Consider the following 20,271-nt stretch of genomic DNA (forward strand, 5'->3'; position numbering starts at 1 on the left):
CTCGTCACAGCTCCCCGAGCTCGCCGTCGATGAAGTCGAACAGTTCGTCGGCGGTGGCGGTCTCCAGGCTGCGCGCGGGCTCCGCGGGCTCCGGCTCGGTGCGGAAGCGGCTCCACTTGGCGAGCAGCGTCTGGAGGCGCACGGTGACCTCCTCGTAGGCGGTGTCGTCCGGGGCGACCTCGGCGAGGGCGTCCGGGGTGATCGCGGAGAGGGCCGACTCCATCCGGGCGAGCTCGGCGAGCAGCGGTGCCGTCGCCGTGGGCTCCTCCAGGTCCAGGTCGGCCAGGAGGTGGGCCGCGAGCCGGCTGGGGTTGGGGTGGTCGAAGACCACCGTGGCGGTGAGCCGCAGTCCGGTGACCTGGTTGAGCCGGTTGCGCAGTTCGACGGCGGTCAGCGAGTCGAAGCCGAGTTCGCTGAAGGCCTGGTCGGGTTCGACGGCGTCCGCGGAGGTGTGTCCGAGGACGTCGGCGACCTGGCCGCGGACCACGTCGAGCAGCACGCGGACGCGGTCCTCGGCCGGCACGCCCAGCAGCCGCTCGCGCAGCGCGCCGCCGTCCGCGTCGGTCCGCTCCTGCGCGGCGCGCCGGGCCGGGCCGCGGACCAGGTCGCGCAGCAGCGGCGGTACGGCGCCCCCGCCGGCGCCCGGCGCGAGGTCGAGGCGGGTCGGCACCAGCAGGGCCTCGTCCAGGGCGTCCGCGAGGTCCAGCAGGGCCAGACCCTCGGGTGCCGACAGGCCGGTCATGCCGGAGCGGGCCATGCGGCGGACGTCGACGTCGCCGATGGTGTCCGCCATGCCACTGTTGACGCCGGCCTCGTCGGCCCACAGTCCCCAGGCGAGGGAGGTGGCCGCCAGCCCGTGGGCGCGGCGGTGGTGGGCGAGGGCGTCCAGGTAGGCGTTGGCGGCCGCGTAGTTGCCCTGGCCGGGGCCGCCGAAGACGCCGGCCGCCGAGGAGAACAGGACGAACGCCGACAGCTCCAGGTCCCGGGTGAGGGTGTGGAGGTGCCAGGCGGCGTCCACCTTGGGGCGCAGCACGCGGTCCACCCGTTCGGGGGTGAGGGAGCCGATCACGCCGTCGTCGAGCACGCCGGCCGCGTGGACGACGGCGGTGAGCGGGTGCTCGGCGGGGATGCCGGCGAGCAGTGCGGCCAGCGCGTCCCGGTCGGCGGTGTCGCAGGCGGCGATGGTCACGCGGGCGCCCAGCGCGGTGAGTTCCGCCGCGAGTTCGGCGGCGCCGTCGGCGGAACGGCCGCGCCTGCTGGTGAGCAGCAGGTGGCGGACGCCGCGGGCGGTCACCAGGTGGCGGGCGACCAGGCTGCCGAGGGCGCCGGTGCCGCCGGTGATCAGGACGGTGCCGTCGGGGCGGGCGGCGAGGCCGGTGGCGGTGGCGCCGGTCGCGCCGCCGCTGCCGGTCTCCGTGCCGGACCCGGCCGGGTCCGGCTGTGCGGCGGTGACCCGGGTGAGGCGGGCGGCGTGCGCGGTGCCGTCGCGCAGGGCGAGTTCTGGTTCGCCGGTGGCGACGGCCGCGGGCAGGGCCCGCCAGGACGGTTCCCGGTCGTCCAGGTCGACGAGCACGAACCGGTCCGGGTTCTCGGTCTGGGCCGACCGGATCAGTCCCCACACGGCGGCGCCGGCGAGGTCGGGCACGGTGTCCTCGGGGTGTGCGGCGACGGCGCCCCGGGTGACCACGACCAGCCTGGCGGTGGCGAGGCGCGGGTCGGACAGCCAGGACTGGGCGAGTCCCAGCACGGCGTGCGCGGCGCTGTGGACGGCGTCCGGTGCCTGCCCGTCCCCCTCTTCGGCCGACCGCGACGCACCGGCGCCGACCAGCACCACCTCCGGCACGGGGGCGCCCGCGCCGACGGCTTCGGCGAGCGCGTCCAGGCCGGGGTAGGAACCGGGCTGGTTGCCCACCGCCTTCAGGTTCTCGGCGAGGCGCAGTTCGTCGGAGCCGAGGACCGCCCAGGAGCCCGGCGCCACGGCCGGACGGGCGGACGGCTCGGGCAGGGCCGCCCAGTTCACCCGGAACAGCTTGTCGTGGTGCCCGGCGCGGGCGCCCGCGAACGTGTCGGCCGTCACCGGGCGCAGCACCAGCGACTCCACGGAGGCGACCGGTGCGCCGGAGGCGTCGGCGACGGTGAGGGACACGCTGTCCTGACCGGCCGGCGACAGCCGGACGCGCAGGGCTCCGGCGCCGGTCGCGTACAGGGACACCCCGGCCCAGGAGAACGGCAGCCGGATGCTGTCCTCGTCGGCGAGGAGTCCGCCGGGGCCGATCGCGTGCAGGGCGGCGTCGAGCAGCGCCGGGTGCAGCCCGAAGCGGCCGGCGTCGGCGCCGGTGCCCTGGTCGAGCGCCACCTCGGCGAGGACGTCGTCGCCGTCCTGCCAGACGGCCCGCAGGCCCTGGAAGGCAGGGCCGTAGTCGACGCCGTCGACGGCCAGCCGCTCGTACAGGCCGTCCACGGGGACGGGTACGGCACCGGCGGGCGGCCAGACGCCCGTCCCGGCGGGGGCGGGCGCGGCGCCGGCGGCGAGGAGGCCGGTGGCGTGGCGGAGCCAGGGTTCGCCGGGCGCGGTGTCCTGGTCGCCCGCGGGGCGGGAGTGGACGGTCAGCGGACGGCGGCCCGCGGCATCGGCCTCCCCGACGGTCAGCCGCACCTGGACGGCGCCGCGCTCGGGCAGCACCAGCGGTGCCTCGATGGTCAGCTCGTCCAGCCGGTCGCAGCCGACGTGGTCGCCGGCACGGACGGCCAGCTCGACGAAGGCCGTGCCGGGGACCAGCACCACTCCGGCGACGGCGTGGTCGGCGAGCCAGGGGTGGGTGTCGAGCGACAGCCGGCCGGTGAACAGCAGGCCGCCGGAGTCGGGCAGTTCCACCGTGGCGCCGAGCAGCGGATGGTCGGCGGCGGCGAGTCCGGCCGCGGTGACGTCACCGGCGGTCGCGGGCGGCAGCTGCGGCCAGTACGACTGGTGCTGGAAGGCGTAGGTGGGCAGGGTCACCCGGCGGGCGCCCCGGTCCGCGAAGGCCGGCGCCCAGTCGACGGGCAGGCCCGCGACGTGCGCCTCGCCGAGGGAGGCGAGGAACCGGTCGAGGCCGCCCTCGCGGCGGCGGATCGTGCCGATCACGGTCACGTCGCCGTCGATCTGCTGCACCGCGACCGTAAGCATCGGGTGCGGGGCGCTCTCCAGGAACGTGCGGTACCCGTCCGCCAGGAGCCGGCGCACGACCGGTTCGAACAGCACGGTGCCGCGCATGTTGCGGTACCAGTACTCGGCGGTCAGTTCGGCGGTGTCGACGGGTTCGCCGGTCACGGTCGAGTAGAACGGGATGTCCGTCGACCGGGCGGTGACCGGGGCGAGCTGTTCCAGCAGGGGTTCGCGCAGCGGCTCTACCTGGGGGCAGTGGCTGGGCACGGAGGCGGGGATGACCCGCACCCGGATGCCGTCCGCCTCACATTCGGCGACGAGTTCGGCCAGTGCCTGCTCGTCGCCGGCGATGGTGACCGCCTTGGGTCCGTTGACGCCGGCGACGGACAGGGCACGGTCCCAGCGGGCGACGCGGCGGGCCGCCTCGTCCGCGGAGATCATCACGGAGGCGACGCCGCCCCGGCCGGCCAGGCGCTCGGCCAGCATGCGGCTGCGCAGCGCGACCACGCGGGCCGCGTCGTCCAGCGACAGCGCGCCGACGAAGCAGGCGGCGGCGATCTCGCCCTGCGAGTAGCCGACCACCGCCGACGGCCGCACGCCGTGCGCCCGCCACAGCTCGGCCAGCGACACCATCACCGCGAACAGCACCGGCTGCACGACGTCGACCCGGCCGAGGTCCGGCGCCCCGGGCACGCCGCGCAGGACGTCCATCAGGGACCAGTCGAGGTACGGGGCGAACGCGGCGGCGCACTCGGTCATCCGCTCGGCGAACACCGGGGAGGAGTCGAGCAGTTCGAGGCCCATGCCGAGCCACTGGGTGCCCTGGCCGGGGAAGACGAACACCGGGCCGTTGCGGGTCGCGGCCGTCAGGCCGCCCCGGACCACGCCGGGCACCTCCCGGCCGTCGGCGAGGGCGGCGAGCCGTTCCAGGAACTCGGCCGGTTCGGCGCCGACGACGACCGCTCGGTGGTCGAACACGGTACGGCCGGTGAGCAGCGAGTGGCCCACGTCCAGCGGACGCAGCTCCGGGTGCCGCTCCAGGTGGGCGCGCAGCCGGACGGCCTGGTCGCGCAGGCCCGCCGCGGTCTTCGCGGACAGCGGCCACGGCACGACCGGCGCCGGGTCCTGGTCCCGCCCGCCGTCGGAAGGACGGGCGTCAGAGGGACGACCGTCGGAGGGACGACCGTCAACGGTACGGCCGTCGGCGGGGCGGCGGTCGGCGGGGGCCGGCTCCTCCAGGATGACGTGCGCGTTGGTGCCGCTGACGCCGAAGGAGGACACCGCCGCCCGGCGCGGCCGGTCCACGGCGGGCCAGTCGCGGGCCTCGGTGAGCAGTTCCACCGCCCCGGACTCCCAGTCGACCTGCGAGGTGGGCCGGCCGACGTGCAGGGTGCGCGGCAGCTCTCCGTGCCGCAGCGCCATCACCATCTTGATGATTCCGGCGGCGCCGGCGGCGGCCTGCGCGTGGCCGATGTTGGACTTGATGGAGCCGAGGTACAGCGGTTCGGCGTCCGCCTCGCGCCGCCCGTAGGTGGCGAGCAGCGCCTGCGCCTCGATCGGGTCGCCCAGCTTGGTGCCGGTGCCGTGCGCCTCGACCGCGTCGACGTCCGTCACGGACAGTCCGGCGTGGTCGAGCGCCTGGCGGATCACCCGCTGCTGGGCCGGCCCGTTGGGGGCGGTCAGGCCGTTGGAGGCGCCGTCCTGGTTGACGGCGCTGCCACGGACGACGGCCAGCACCGGGTGGCCGTTGCGGCGGGCGTCGGAGAGCCGCTCGACGAGCAGCATGCCGACGCCCTCGCCCCAGCCGGTGCCGTCGGCGTCGTCCGAGAAGGACTTGCTGCGCCCGTCCGGGGAGAGCGCGCGCTGCCGGGAGAACTCGACGAAGGTACGCGGGGTGGACATGACGGTCACTCCGCCGGCCAGGGCCATGGAGCACTCGCCCGAGCGCAGCGCCTGGGCGGCCAGGTGCAGGGTGACCAGCGACGACGAGCAGGCGGTGTCGATGGTGACCGCCGGGCCCTCGAGGCCGAGGGTGTACGACACCCGGCCGGAGGCGACACTTCCGGAGCTGCCGGCTCCGCCGACGTCGCCCTCGGTGTCCTCGTCGGACGCCTGCGCGACGAGCACGCCGTAGTCGTGGTACATCACGCCGGCGAACACGCCTGTGCGGCTGCCCTTGAGGGTCGTCGGGTCGATGCCCGCGTGTTCGATGGCCTCCCAGGAGGTCTCCAGCAGCAGCCGCTGGTGCGGGTCCATCACCAGGGCCTCGCGCGGGCTGATGCCGAAGAACGCCGGGTCGAACTTGGCGGCGTCGTAGAGGAAGCCGCCCTCGTTGGTGTACGAGGTGCCGGGGCGGGACAGCTCCGGGTCGTACAGCGACTCGACGTCCCAGCCGCGGTCGGCGGGGAAGACGTTCACGCCGTCGGTGCCGGTGGCCACCAGCTGCCACAGCTCGTCCGGGGAGGTCACGCCGCCCGGGTAGCGGCAGGCCATGCCGATGATCGCGATGGGCTCGTCGACGGCCGCGGCCGGCCCGCCGGTGGGCTGGGTGATCTCCGGTTCCGTGCCGACGAGTTCGTCGCGCAGCAGCCTGGCCAGCGCCAGCGGGGTCGGGTAGTCGAACACCAGGGTCGCGGGCAGCCGCAGCCCGGAGGCCTTGGTGAGCCGGTTGCGCAGCTCCACGGCGGTCAGCGAGTCGAACCCGGCGTCACGGAACGCCTGGTCGGGCTCCACGGCGTCGGCGGAGGTGTGGCCCAGAACCGCGGCCACATGGGTGCAGACCAGTTCCAGCAGTTGCCGCTCCTGCTCCGCCGGGTCGAGTCCGGCGAGCCTCCGGGTGAGGGCGGAGCCGGTGGCCGGCTCGTCGGCGGCGAGCCGGCGCCGGGCGGGCCCGCGCACCAGGCCCCGCAGCAGGGCCGGGACCTCGGAGGTGTCCGGGGCGGCGCCCGTGGTGCCGAGGTCGAGGTGCATGGGCACCAGGACGGGCTCGTCGACGCCGGCCGCGCGGTCGAACAGCGCGGTGCCCTGCCGGGCGGACAGCGGGTACAGGCCCGAGCGGGCCATCCGCTGCCGGTCGGTGTCGGTCAGCGCGTCCGCCATGCCGCCGGCCTCGTCCCACGGACCCCAGGCCAGGGACCGGCCGGGCAGGCCGGAGGCGGTACGGAGCCGGGCGAGCCCGTCCAGGAAGGCGTTGGCCGCCGCGTAGTTGGCCTGGCCGGCGCCGCCCATGACGCCCGCCACGGACGAGAACAGCACGAAGAACGCGAGGTCCGCGTCACGGGTCAGCTCGTGCAGGTTCCAGGCGCCGTCCACCTTGGGGCGCAGCACGTCCGTCATCCGCTGCGGAGTGAGCGCGCCGACCACCCCGTCGTCGGTGATGCCGGCGGCGTGCACCACGCCGGTCAGCGGGTGCTCGGCCGGTATCGCGGCCAGCACCTCGGCCAGCGCGTCCCGGTCCGCCACGTCCACGGCGGCGACCCGCACGAAGGCGCCCAGCTCGGTCAGTTCGGCGACCAGTTCGGCCACGCCCGGCGTGGCCTCGCCGCGGCGGCTCGTCAGCAGCAGCCGCCGTACGCCGCGCTCGGTCACCAGGTGCCGGGCGAGCACCGCGCCGAGGGCGCCGGTACCGCCGGTCACCAGGACGGTGCCGTCGGTCTCGGGCGCGGCCGGGGCGGTGCCGGCGGGGGCCGTCACCCGGGCCAGCCTCGGCACGACGACCGTGTCCTCGCGGACGGCCAGCTGGGGCTCGTCCGCGTCCAGCGCCCCGGTCAGCGACCCGGCGGGGACGGTGCCCTCGTCCAGGTCGAGGAGGACGAGACGGCCGGGGTTCTCGGACTGCGCCGAGCGCACCAGACCCCACACCGCCGCGCCCGCCAGGTCGGATACCCCGTCACCGGCGGCGCCCCGGGTGACCAGGACCAGCCGCGAGGAGGTGAACCGCGCGTCGGCGAGCCACGACTGCACCAGGGTCAGCGCGGAAAGCGCCGCCCGGTGCACGCCTTGGGCTGTGTCACCCAGGTCACGGGAGTCTCCCGAGACGCAGGCGAACACCAGCTCGGGAACCGGCCCGTCCAGCGCGGCCAGGTCCGGACGGACGTCCAGACCGGGCCCGTCCGGGTCGAACGCGGCGGCGAGGCCGAACACGTCGTCGCCGACGACCGCCCAGGAACGAGCGGCGTCCCGGTCGGCCTGCCGCCGCTCGGGCAGCGACACCCAGTCGACCCGGAACAGGGACTCCCGGCCACCGCCCCGAGCCGTCTCCAGCTGACCGGCGTGCACCGGCCGCAGGGACAGCGTGTCGACGCTCGCCACCGGGACGCCGGCCCGGTCGGTGACCGTCAGAGCCACCGTGTCCGCGCCGGCCCGGGACAGCCGTACCCGGACCGCCCGCGCGCCCGCGGCGTGCAGGCCGACACCCGACCAGGCGAAGGGCAGCCGCGCCTGGCCGGTCCCCTCGACCAGATCGCCCAGCCCGACCGCGTGCAGCGCCGCGTCCAGCAGCGCCGGATGCAGCCCGAACTCCCCGGCCGCGTCCGCGACCCCGTCGTCCAGGGCGACCTCGGCGAACACCTCGCCGGGCCGCGTCCACACCGCGCGTACGCCCTGGAACGCGGGCCCGTACTCCAGCCCCGCGGCGGCGAACGCGTCGTACAGCCCCTCGATCGCCACCGGAGCGGCGTCCGCCGGCGGCCACGCGCCCGACTCGGCCGACGGCACCGGCCCGGCCGGCGCCAGCCGTCCACTGGCGTGCCGGGTCCAGGCCTGGCCCGCCGTACGGGAGTGGATGCTCAGTGCCCGTGCACCGGAACCGTCCGGTCCGCCGACCGCCAACTGCACCTGCACCGCGCCCCGTTCGGGCAGCAGCAGCGGCGCCTCCAGGGTCAGCTCCTCCAGATGCCCGCAGTCGACCTGGTCACCGGCCCGGATGGCCAGCTCCACGAAGGCGGTGCCGGGCAGCAGCACCGAACCCATGACGGAGTGGTCCGCGAGCCACGGATGCGTGTCCAGCGACAGCCGGCCGGTGAACAGCAGCCCACCGGTGGCAGGCGTCTCCACGGCGGCACCCAGCAGCGGATGATCCGCGGCACTCATGCCCGCCAGCTCGACGTTGCTCGCCGAGACACCGACCTCCAGCCAGTACCGCTGGTGCTGGAAGGCATACGTCGGCAGCTCCACTCGCCGCGCACCGCGCCCCGCGAAGAACGCCGCCCAGTCGATGGCGACACCCTCGACATGAGCCCGCGCCACGGCGGAGGCCAGCGTGTGCGCCTCGGGGCGGTCGGCGCGCAGGGTCGGCACGAAGAGCGCCGCGTCGATGCTGTCCTGGCCCATGGCGGAGAGGACACCGTCCGGGCCGAGCTCGATCAGCGTGCGGACGCCCTGCTCGGCCAGGCTCTTGACCCCGTCCGCGAAACGGACGGCCTCACGGACGTGCCGCACCCAGTAGTCCGGGGTGCACAGCTCGTCGGCGGAAGCCGGGCGGCCGGTCACGTCCGAGATGATCGCGATGCGCGGCGCGTTGTACGACAGTCCCTCCGCGACGCTGCGGAACTCCGCCAGCATCGGCTCCATACGCGGGGAGTGGAAGGCGTGGGAGACCGTCAGACGCTTGGTCTTGCGGCCCTGCTCGGAGAATCGGGCAGCGATCTCCAGGACTGCGTCCTCGTCACCGGAAATCACCACGGACGACGGGCCGTTGATGGCCGCGATCGACACCGCGTCGCCAGTCAGCGCCTCGGCGACCTCGGCCTCGGTCGCCTGGACCGCCACCATGGCACCGCCCTCAGGCAGCGCCTGCATCAGACGCCCGCGTGCCGCAACCAGCGTGCACGCGTCCTCCAACGACCACACACCCGCCACATACGCGGCGGCCAACTCACCGATCGAGTGACCCAGCAGCACATCCGGGCTCAGGCACCACGACTCCACCAGCCGGAAGAGAGCAACCTCCAGCGCGAACAGACCAGCCTGCGTGTACACCGTCTGGTCCAACGCAGCCGCGTCCTCGAAGATCACCTCCCGCAGCGGCCGGTCCAACTCCGCGTCGAACCGGGCGCACACCGCGTCGAACGCCTCCGCGAACACCGGGAACGCCGCATACAGCTCACGCCCCATCCCGACCCGCTGGGCGCCCTGTCCCGTGAACAGGAACCCGACGCGTCCGTCCTCGCCGGCGACGCCGTCGAACAACGCCGACGAACTCCCGTCCTCCGTCAGCGACTTCAGCGAGGCGAGGAGTTCGTCCCGGTCCGAGGCGACCACGGCGGCCCGGTGTTCCAGGGCCATCCGGGAGGTGGAGAGGGTCAGTGCCACGTCGTGCGGCCGCAGTTCGGGCCGGTCGAGCAGGTGGGCGTGCAGGCGTGCGGCCTGGGCGCGCAGGGCCGTGGCGGTCTTGCCGGACAGGATCCAGGGGATCGCCGGGGTGTCGACGGTGACAGTGTCCGGCTCGTCGGCGGGCTCCGTCGGCGGTGCCTGCTCCAGGACGACGTGGGCGTTGGTGCCGCTGATGCCGAAGGAGGAGACGCCGGCGCGGCGCGGACGGTCGAGGGCCGGCCAGTCCCGGGCCTCGGTGAGCAGTTCCACAGCGCCCGCGGACCAGTCCACCTGGTGGGTCGGCTCGTCCACATGCAGGGTGCGCGGCAGCACACCGTGCCGCATCGCCATCACCATCTTGATGACACCGGCGACACCGGCCGCGGCCTGGGCGTGTCCGATGTTGGACTTCACCGAGCCCAGCCACAGCGGCCGGTCCTCCGACCGGTCCTGGCCGTAGGTCGCCAGCAGTGCCTGCGCCTCGATGGGGTCACCCAGCGTCGTGCCCGTACCGTGCGCCTCGACGGCGTCCACGTCGGCGGTCGTCAGCCGCGCGTTGGCGAGGGCCTGGCGGATCACCCGCTGCTGCGAGGGGCCGTTCGGCGCCGTGAGGCCGTTGGACGCGCCGTCCTGGTTGACCGCGCTGCCCCGTACGACCGCCAGTACCCGGTGACCGTTGCGTTCGGCGTCCGACAGCCGCTCGACCAGGAGGACGCCGACGCCTTCACCCCAGCCGGTGCCGTCGGCGGTGTCCGCGAAGGACTTGCAGCGGCCGTCGGCGGCGAGGCCGCGCTGCCGGGAGAACTGGACGAAGGTGCCCGCGGTCGGCATGACCGTGACACCGCCGGCGAGGGCGAGGGTGCACTCCCCCGAGCGCAGCGCCTGCACCGCCAGGTGCAGGGCGACGAGGGAGGACGAACAGGCGGTGTCGACGGTGACCGCCGGGCCCTCCAGGCCGAAGGTGTACGCCACGCGGCCGGAGACCACGCTGGCCGAGGCGCCGGTCATGGCGTAGCCCTCGACGCTCTCCGCGGCGGTGTCGAAGCCGGCGCCGTAGCCCTGGTAGCCGCATCCGGCGAACACGCCGGTGCTGCTGCCGCGCAGACCGGCGGGGTTGATCCCGGCGTTCTCGAAGACCTCCCAGGAGGCCTCCAGGAGCAGCCGCTGCTGCGGGTCCATCGCCAGCGCCTCGCGCGGGCTGATGCCGAACAGGCCGGGGTCGAAGTCGCCCGCCTGGTAGAGGAAGCCGCCTTCGCGGACGTACGAGGTGCCGGGCCGGTCGGGGTCCGGGTCGTACAGCTTCTCCAGGTCCCAGCCGCGGTCGGCGGGGAACTCCCCGATGCCGTCCACGCCGTCGGCGACCAGCCGCCACAGTTCCTCCGGGGAGGACACGCCGCCGGGGTAGCGGCAGGCCATGCCGACGATCGCGATCGGCTCGTCGGTCGCCCCGACCGCGACGGCGGGCGCGTCGGACGCGTCGGACGCGGAGTCCGCGCCGACGCCGCGCAGTTCGCGGCCCAGGTGCTCGGCCAGGACGGCCGCGGTGGGGAAGTCGTACACGAGGGTCGACGGCAGGGTGAGGCCGGTCGCGGTGTTCAGCTGGTTGCGGAACTCGACGGCGGTCAGCGAGTCGAAGCCCAGCTCCTTGAACGGGCGCTCGGCCGCCACGTCGTCGGGCGAGGCGTGCCCCAGCACCCCGGCCACCTCGGTGCGGACCAGTTCCAGCAGCGCCCGTCCGCGTTCGGCCTCGGAGAGGCCGCGCAGGCGGCGGGCGAGCGCGGAGTCCGCGAGGTCCGCGTCCTGCGGGCGTTCCGCGTCCAGCACCTCGCGGACGGCCGGCAGGTCGCCGATGAGCGGCCGGGGCCGGGCGACGGCGAAGCCGGGCAGGAACTGCTCCCACACCACGTCCGCGATGGTCAGCGCGGTGTCGTCGGCGTCCATGGCCTGCTGGAGCGCGGCGATGGCCGACTCCGGTGCCAGCGGCAGCAGACCGCCTCGGCGCAGCTGTGCCTCGCCGGTGACGTCCGCCGCCGCGAGGCCGACCTCGGCCCAGGGGCCCCAGGCGAGCGCGGTGGCGGGCAGCCCGGCGTCGCGGCGCTCCTGGGCGAGGGCGTCGAGGTAGGCGTTGGCGGCGGCGTAGGCGCCCTGGCCGCCGCTGCCCCAGATACCGGAGACGGACGAGAACAGGACGAACGCGTCCAGCGGGGTGTCGCGCAGCAGTTCGTCGAGGTGGCGGGCGCCGGCGACCTTGCCCGTCACGACCCGCGCGAACTCGTCGGCGTCCATGTCGGCGAGGGGGGTGTACTGGCCGACGCCGGCGGCGTGCACCACGGCCCGCACCGGGCGGTCCGCGGGCTGTGCGGCGAGCAGGTCGGCCAGCGCCTGCCGGTCCGCGACATCGCAGGCGGCGACCGTCACCTCGACACCGAGTCCGGTCAGCTCACGGCGCAGTTCCCCGGCGCCGGGGGCGTCGAGGCCCCGGCGGCTGGTGAGGATCAGGTGCTCGGCGCCGTTGCGGGCGAGCCAGCGGGCGACCTCGGCGCCCAGCGCACCGGTGCCGCCGGTCACCAGCGCGGTGCCTCGCGGCCGCCATGTGGCCCCCTCCGCCGTACGACGGGGGGCGTGCGTGAGCCGTCGTACGAACACGCCTGACGCGCGCACGGCGAGCTGGTCCTCGTCGCCGCTGCCGGCCAGCACCCCGAGCAGCCGCCGCAGCGCCTGCTCGTCGGCCGTCTCCGGTACGTCGACCAGGCCGCCCCACCGGTCGGGGTGCTCCAGCCCCACCACCCGGCCGAGGCCCCAGGCCTGCGCCTGTGCGGCACGCGTCAGCCGGTCGGACCGGCCCACCGACACCGCGCCCCGGGTCAGACACCACAGCGGTGCCGTGACTTCGGCGTCGCCGAGCGCCCGTACGAGTTCCAGGGTGGACCACAGGCCCGCGGTCACCGCGGGGTGCTGCGGGCGGGCGGTCTCGTCCAGCGCGAGGAACGACAGCACGCCGGCGACGGAACCCTCCGCCGCGAGCAGTTCGGAAAGGCGTCGGGCCAGCGCCGCGCGGTCGGCGTCCGCCGCGCCGACGGGGAGCACGACGGTCCGAGCGCCGTGCCCGTCCATCGCGGACAGGGTGGCCCCGACCCACTCGTCGCTCCGCCGGTCCTCGGGCACCACCGCGAGCCAGGTCCCGGTCGGCGCCGCGGTGGCGGCCTCCGCGACCGGCTTCCACGTGACCCGGTAACGCCACGAGTCGACCACCGACTCGGTGCGGTGCCGCTTGCGCCAGGCCGACAGGACCGGCAGGACCGCGCTGAGCGAGTCCCGCTCGGCCGTACCGACCTGCAAGGTCTCGGCGACCCTCGCCACATCGGCCCGCTCCACGGCGTCCCAGAACGCCTGGTCCACCGGATCGACCCGGTCACCGGCCCCCGCCGGCTCCGACACCGTCCAGTACAGCTCCCGCTGGAAGGCATACGTCGGCAGCTCGACCGGCCGAGTGCCCCAACCCGTGTAGAACCGCGCCCAGTCGACGGGCACGCCGCGCACATGGGCCTGGGCGACCGCCGCGACCAGCGTCCGCGCCTCGGCGCGGTCCGCGCGGAGGGCGGGGACGAACAGGCCGTCGGAGCTCGCCTGGCCCATGGCGGAGAGAACACCGTCCGGGCCGAGTTCGATCAGGGTACGGATGCCCTGCTCGGCGAGGGTCTTCACCCCGTCCGCGAAACGGACCGCCTCGCGGACGTGCCGCACCCAGTAGTCCGGGGTGCACAGCTCCTCGGCGGTGGCCGTCCCACCGGTCACGTTCGATACGACGGGGATGCGGGGGGCGTTGTACGACAGCCCCTCCGCTACCCTGCGGAACTCCGCCAGCATCGGCTCCATGCGAGGCGAGTGGAAGGCGTGGGAGACCGTCAGACGCTTGGTCTTGCGACCCCGCTCGGAGAAACGAGCAGCGATCTCCAGGACTGCGTCCTCGTCACCGGAAATCACCACGGACGACGGGCCGTTGATGGCAGCGATCGACACCGCGTCGCCGGTCAGCGCCTCGGCCACCTCGGCCTCGGTCGCCTGCACGGCCACCATGGCACCACCGGATGGCAACGCCTGCATCAGACGACCACGCGCGGCGACCAAGGAGCAGGCGTCCTCCAGCGACCAGACGCCCGCCACATACGCGGCAGCCAACTCACCGATCGAGTGACCCAGCAGCACGTCCGGGCTCAGGCCCCACGACTCCAGCAACCGGAACAGCGCCACTTCGAGGGCGAACAGAGCCGCCTGCGTGTAGACAGTCTGGTCCAGCGCTGCCGCGTCCTCGAAGATCACCTCCCGCAGCGGCCGGTCCAACTCCGCGTCGAACCGGGCGCACACCGCGTCGAACGCCTCCGCGAACACCGGGAAGGCGCCGTACAGCTCACGCCCCATCCCGACCCGCTGGGCGCCCTGTCCCGTGAACAGGAACCCGACGCGTCCGCCGTCGGTGACGGACCCCTGTACGAGGCCCGGCAGCCGCTCGCCCTCGGCCAGCGCCGTGAGCCCGGCGAGGAGTTCGTCGCGGTCTCCGGCGACGAGGCCGGCGCGGTGTTCCAGTGCCGCCCGGGAGGTCGCGAGGGCGTGGCCCACGTCGGCGAGGGTGTCGGTGGGACGGGCCTCCAGCCAGTCCTTCAGTCGCCGCGCCTGGCCGCGCAGTGCGGCGTCGCTGCGGCCGGACAGCACCCAGGGCACGACCGGCGACGCCACGACCGGGGTTTCCGGTGCGGTCGTGGTGGTGTCGGGGGCCTGCTCGATGATGGTGTGCGCGTTGGTGCCGCTGATGCCGAACGAGGACACGGCGGCCCGCCGGGGGCGTCCGGTCTCCGGCCACTCGCGTGCCTCGGTCAGCAGCTCTACCGCGCCCGCGGTCCAGTCGACCTGCTGGGACGGCTCGTCCACGTGCAGGGTCCGCGGCAGTACGCCGTGCCGTATGGCCATGACCATCTTGATGATGCCTGCGACACCGGCGGCGGCCTGGGTGTGGCCGATGTTCGACTTGATGGAGCCGAGCCACAGCGGCCGGTCCTCGGGCCGGTCCTGGCCGTAGGTGGCGAGGAGGGCCTGTGCCTCGATGGGGTCGCCGAGGGTGGTGCCGGTGCCGTGGGCCTCGACGGCGTCGACGTCCGACGTCGTCAGCCGGGCACCGGCGAGGGCCTGGCGGATCACCCGCTGCTGCGAGGGGCCGTTCGGCGCGGTCAGGCCGTTGGACGCGCCGTCCTGGTTGACGGCGCTGCCGCGCACCACGGCCAGTACGCGGTGGCCGTTGCGCTGGGCGTCCGACAGCCGCTCCACGAGGAGCATGCCGACGCCTTCGCCCCAGCCGGTGCCGTCGGCGGCGTCGGCGAAGGACTTGCAGCGGCCGTCGGCGGCGAGGCCGCGCTGCCGGGAGAACTCCACGAACGTACTGGCGGTCGGCATCACGGCGACGCCGCCGGCCAGCGCGAGCGTGCACTCCCCCGAGCGCAGTGCCTGCGCGGCGAGGTGCAGGGCGACCAGCGAGGACGAGCAGGCGGTGTCGACGGTGACGGCCGGGCCCTCCAGGCCGAGGGCGTAGGCGATCCGGCCGGAGGCGACGCTGGTGGAGATGTCGGTGAGGGAGTAGTCCCCCGCGTCGTCGCCCTGGCCGCCACCGATGCCGTAGCCCTGGTAGCCGGCGCCGACGAACACGCCGCACGGGTGGCCCTTGAGCGCGGTCGGGTCGATGCCCGCCCGCTCCACGGCCTCCCACGAGGTCTCCAGGAGGAGTCGCTGCTGCGGGTCCATGGTGACGGCCTCGCGCGGCGAGATGCCGAACATTCCGGCGTCGAAGTACCCGGCGTCGTAGAGGAATCCGCCTTCGCGGGTGTACGAGGTGCCGGGGTGCTCGGGGTCGGGGTGGTAGATGCCGTCGACGTCCCAGCCGCGGTCGGCGGGGAACTCGCCGATGCCGTCGCCGCCCGCGACGACCAGCCGCCACAGGTCCTCCGGGGAGGACACTCCGCCGGGGTAGCGGCAGGCCATGCCGACGATCGCGATCGGCTCGTCGGGGTGCGCGGCGGCCGCGGTCGCGGGGAGCGCGCTCCGGGCCTGGTCCGCGCCGCCGGCCAGCTCGTCGCGGAGGTGTCCGGCGAGGGCGTCGGGGGTGGGGTGGTCGAAGACGAGGGTGGCCGGGAGGGTCATCCCGGTCCGGGTGTTGAGCCGGTTGCGGAGTTCGACGGCGGTGAGCGAGTCGAAGCCGAGGTCCCGGAAGGCGCGGCCCGCTTCGACCGCGTCCTGGGAGGCGTGGCCGAGGACCGCGGCGGTCTCGGTGCGCACCAGGTCGAGAAGGAGTCGCTGCTGCTCCGCCGCGGAGAGCGCGGCGAGGCGGCGCGGCAGGTCGGATCCGGCGTCGTCGGCGGCGACCTCGGTGACGAGGGCGCTGCGGACCTCGGGCAGGTCGCCGAGGAGCGGGCTGGGGCGTACGGCGGTGAAGCCGGCGACGAAGCGGTCCCAGTCGACGTCGGCGACCGCGACGGCCACGTCGTCGTGCTCGACTGCCTGGCGGAGCGCCGCGACGCCCAGTTCGGGGGCGAGCGGGGCGAGGCCGCGGCGGCGCAGATGGCCCTCGGCCTCCCCGTCGGCCATGCCGCCGCCGCTCCACGGGCCCCAGCCCACCGAGGTGGCGGCCAGTCCGCGGTCGCGGCGCTGTTCCGCGAGGGCGTCGAGGTAGGCGTTGGCGGCCGCGTAGGCGCCCTGGCCGCCGCTGCCCCAGAAGGCGGAGATGGAGGAGTAGAGGACGAAGGCGTCCAGCGGGGTGTCGCCGAGCAGTTCGTCCAGGTGGCGGGCGCCGGCGACCTTGGCGCGCAGCACCTCGGCGAGCTCGGCCGGGTCGGTGTCGGCGACCGGCGTGAACTGGCCGGCGCCGGCGGCGTGCAGCACCGCGCTGAGCGGCGTCTCGGCGGGGATCTCGGCGAGCAGCCGCGCCAGGGCGTCCCGGTCGGCCACGTCGCACGCGGCGACGGTGACCTTCGCGCCCAGCTCGGTCAGTTCCCGGCGCAGCTCCTCCGCGCCGGTCGCCGCCAGGCCGCGGCGGCTGGTGAGGATCAGGTGCTCGGCGCCGTTGCGGGCGAGCCAGCGGGCGGCTTCGGCGCCCAGCGCGCCGGTGCCGCCGGTCACCAGGACGGTGCCGCGCGGCCGCCAGGGGGCGACCGGTGACTCGGAGCGGGGGGCGCGGGCGAGTCGTCGTACGAACACGCCGGAGGCGCGCACCGCGATCTGGTCCTCGGTGCCGTCCCCGGCCAGCGCGCGCAGCACCCGGGACAGAGAGCGGTCGTCCAGGGTCTCCGGCAGGTCGAGCAGTCCGCCCCAGCGGTCGGAGTGCTCCAGGGCGACCGCACGGCCGAGTCCCCAGGTCTGGGCCTGTGCCGGGTTGGCCGGCCGGTCGGACCGGCCGACCGAGACCGCGCCCCGGGTCAGACACCACAGCGGGGCCGTGATCTCCGCCTCGCCGAGGGCCCGGACCAGTTCGAGGGTGGCGGCGAGGCCGGAGGTGACCTCGGGGTGCTCGCCGTGCGGGGTCTCGTCCAGCGCCAGGAAGGACAGCACTCCGGCGACCGGTGCCGCGTCGGCGACCGCCGCGCGCAGCCGCGGCAGCAGCGCGGCGACCGTGCCGCCCGCCGCGTCGACCTCGACCGGGACCGGCTCGGCACCGGACGCCTCGAAGGCGCCGAGCACCATGTCGGCCTCCGTCGGCCGGTCCTGCGGCAGCAGCACGAGCCAACGGCCCGTGAGCGGCCGCGCGTCGGTGCCGTGCGTCACGGGCTTCCAGACGATCCGGTAACGCCAGGAGTCGACCGCGGACTGCATCCGGTGCCGCTTGCGCCACGAGGCCAGCATCGGCAGCACCGCGCCCAGCGAGGACCGCTCCTCCTCGCCGACCTCCAGCGTGTCCGCGAACGCCGCCACGTCCGCGCGCTCCACGGCGTCCCAGAACGCGGCGTCCACCGGGTCCGCGGAGCCGGCGTCGTCGGTGATCTCGGGCCAGTAGCGCTCGCGCTGGAAGGCGTAGGTTGGAAGGTCGGCCGACCGGGCGCCACGCCCGGCGAAGAACGCCGCCCAGTCGACGGCGACGCCCTCGACGTGAGCCCGCGCCACGGCCGAGGTCAGCGCCTGCGGTTCCGGACGGTCGGAACGGAGAGCCGGCACGAAGAGCGCCGCATCGATGCTGTCCTGGCCCATCGCGGAGAGGACACCGTCCGGGCCCAGCTCGACCAGGGTACGGATGCCCAGCCCGGCGACCGCCTTGATCCCGTCCGCGAAACGGACGGCCTCGCGGACGTGCCGCACCCAGTAGTCCGGGGTGCACAGCTCCTCGGCGGTGGCCATCCCACCGGTCACGTTCGACACGACGGGGACACGGGGGGCGTTGTACGACAACCCCTCCGCGACGCTGCGGAACTCCGCCAGCATCGGCTCCATGCGCGGGGAGTGGAAGGCGTGGGAGACCGTCAGACGCTTGGTCTTGCGGCCCTGCTCAGCGAAACGAGCAGCGATCTCCAGGACTGCGTCCTCGTCACCGGAAATCACCACGGACGACGGGCCGTTGATGGCCGCGATCGACACCGCGTCGCCGGTCAGCGCCTCGGCCACCTCGGCCTCGGTCGCCTGGACCGCCACCATCGCACCACCGGACGGCAGCGCCTGCATCAGACGACCACGCGCCGCCACCAGCGCGCACGCGTCCTCCAGCGACCACACACCCGCCACATACGCGGCAGCCAACTCACCGATCGAGTGACCCAGCAGCACATCCGGGCTCAGGCCCCACGACTCCAACAAACGGAAGAGAGCGACCTCCAGCGCGAACAGACCAGCCTGCGTGTACACCGTCTGATTCAGCGCGGACGCGTCCTCGAACACGACCTCCTTCAGCGGCCGCTCCAGCCGGAACTGGTCGCACACCGCATCGAACGCCTCCGCGAACACCGGAAACGCCGCGTACAGCTCGCGACCCATCCCGGCGCGCTGCGAGCCCTGCCCCGTGAACAGGAACCCGACCCGGCCGTCCTCCAGTGCCGCGCTCTGCGACAGACCGGGCGCCTGCCGGCCCTCGGCCAGGGCCTCCAGGGTGGTCAGGGCGTGGTCGCGGTCCTCGGTGACGACGGCGGCCCGGTGTTCCAGTGCGGACCTGGACGTGGCGAGGGAGAGAGCCGTGTCGGCGAGTCGCAGGCCGGGGGTGTCGAGCAGGTGGGCGTGCAGGCGGGCGGCCTGGGCGCGCAGGGCGTCGGGGGTCCGGCCGGAGAGGAGCAGCGGCACGGCGGGCGTGTGGACCGTCGGGGGCTGCGGTGCGGCGGCCTGTTCGTCCTGCGGCTCTTCCTCCAGGACGACGTGGGCGTTGGTGCCGCTGATGCCGAAGGAGGAGACGCCCGCGCGGCGCGGACGGTCGAGGCGCGGCCAGTCCCGGGCCTCGGTGAGGAGGTCCACGGCGCCCGCGGACCAGTCGACCTGTGCGGTGCGGTCGGCGGCGTGCAGGGTCTGCGGCAGCACGCCGTGCCGCATCGCCATGACCATCTTGATGACACCGGCGACACCGGCGGCGGCCTGCGTGTGGCCGATGTTGGACTTGATGGAGCCGAGCCACAGGGGCTGCTCGCGGTCCTGGCCGTACGTGGCCAGCAGGGCCTGCGCCTCGATCGGGTCACCCAGCCGCGTACCCGTGCCGTGTGCCTCGACCGCGTCGACGTCCGCCGCCGTCAGGCGTGCGTTCGTCAGCGCCTGGCGGATCACCCGCTGCTGCGAGGGACCGTTCGGCGCCGTGAGGCCGTTGGACGCGCCGTCCTGGTTGACCGCACTGCCGCGTACCACCGCCAGCACGCGGTGGCCGTTGCGGCGCGCGTCCGACAGCCGCTCCAGCAGCAGCATGCCCACGCCCTCGGCCATGCCCATGCCGTCAGCGTCCGCCGAGAACGCCTTGGAGCGGCCGTCGGCGGCGACGCCGCGCTGGCGGGAGAACTCGACGAGGGCGCCGGGGGTCGCCATGACGGTGACGCCGCCCGCGAGGGCGAGGGTGCAGTCGCCCTTGCGCAGGGCGTGGGCGGCGAGGTGGATGGCGACCAGGGAGGAGGAGCAGGCGGTGTCGATGGTGACCGCCGGGCCTTCCAGGCCGAGGGTGTAGGCGACACGGCCGGAGAGGACGCTGCCGGAGGTGCCGGTGCCGACGTAGCCCTCGGCCTCGCCGGGGGTGGTGCCGAAGAGGGCCGCGTAGTCCTGGCCGCTGATGCCCGCGAAGACGGCGGTCCTGCTGCCCTTGAGCGTGGCGGGGTCGATGCCGGCGCGTTCGATGGCCTCCCAGGAGGTCTCCAGCAGCAGGCGCTGCTGCGGGTCCATGGCCAGGGCCTCGCGCGGGGATATGCCGAAGAAGCCGGCGTCGAACTCGGCGGCGTCGTGCAGCCATCCGCCGCCGCGGACGTACGACTTGCCCATGGCGTCCGGGTCCTGGTCGTACAGCTTCTCCAGGTCCCAGCCGCGGTCCGCGGGCAGGGGGGTGATCGCGTCGGTGCCGGACGCGACGAGCCGCCACAGCTCCTCGGGGGAGCCGACGCCGCCGGGGTAGCGGCAGCTCATCGCCACGATGGCGATCGGCTCCTGCTCCTTGTCGGTGACCTCCCGCAGCCGGTCGTGCGCCTCGTCGAGTTCGGCGGTCACTCGGAGGAGGTATGCGCGAAGTTTGTCTTCATTCGCCATGGGAGCTGCATCCATTCAGACTTGCGGGGAGAACGGCGGGCACTGGTGAGGACGGGTGGTCCGGTCGCGTGGTCACCGGGCAGTGG

General features: G+C 74.8%; 1 protein-coding gene. It reads right to left on the reverse strand.

What is annotated here, in order from left to right; all coding sequences use genetic code 11:
* Positions 1-4 precede the first annotated feature (4 nt).
* Positions 5-20,146 (reverse strand): type I polyketide synthase, encoded by a 20,142-nt coding sequence (locus AMK31_RS08150; RefSeq protein WP_338013033.1) that lies wholly within the window; start codon positions 20,144-20,146, stop codon positions 5-7.
* Positions 20,147-20,271 lie beyond the last annotated feature (125 nt).

The organism is Streptomyces sp. TSRI0107, from assembly GCF_001905845.1.
In the GTDB taxonomy this organism is placed as follows: Bacteria; Actinomycetota; Actinomycetes; order Streptomycetales; family Streptomycetaceae; genus Streptomyces.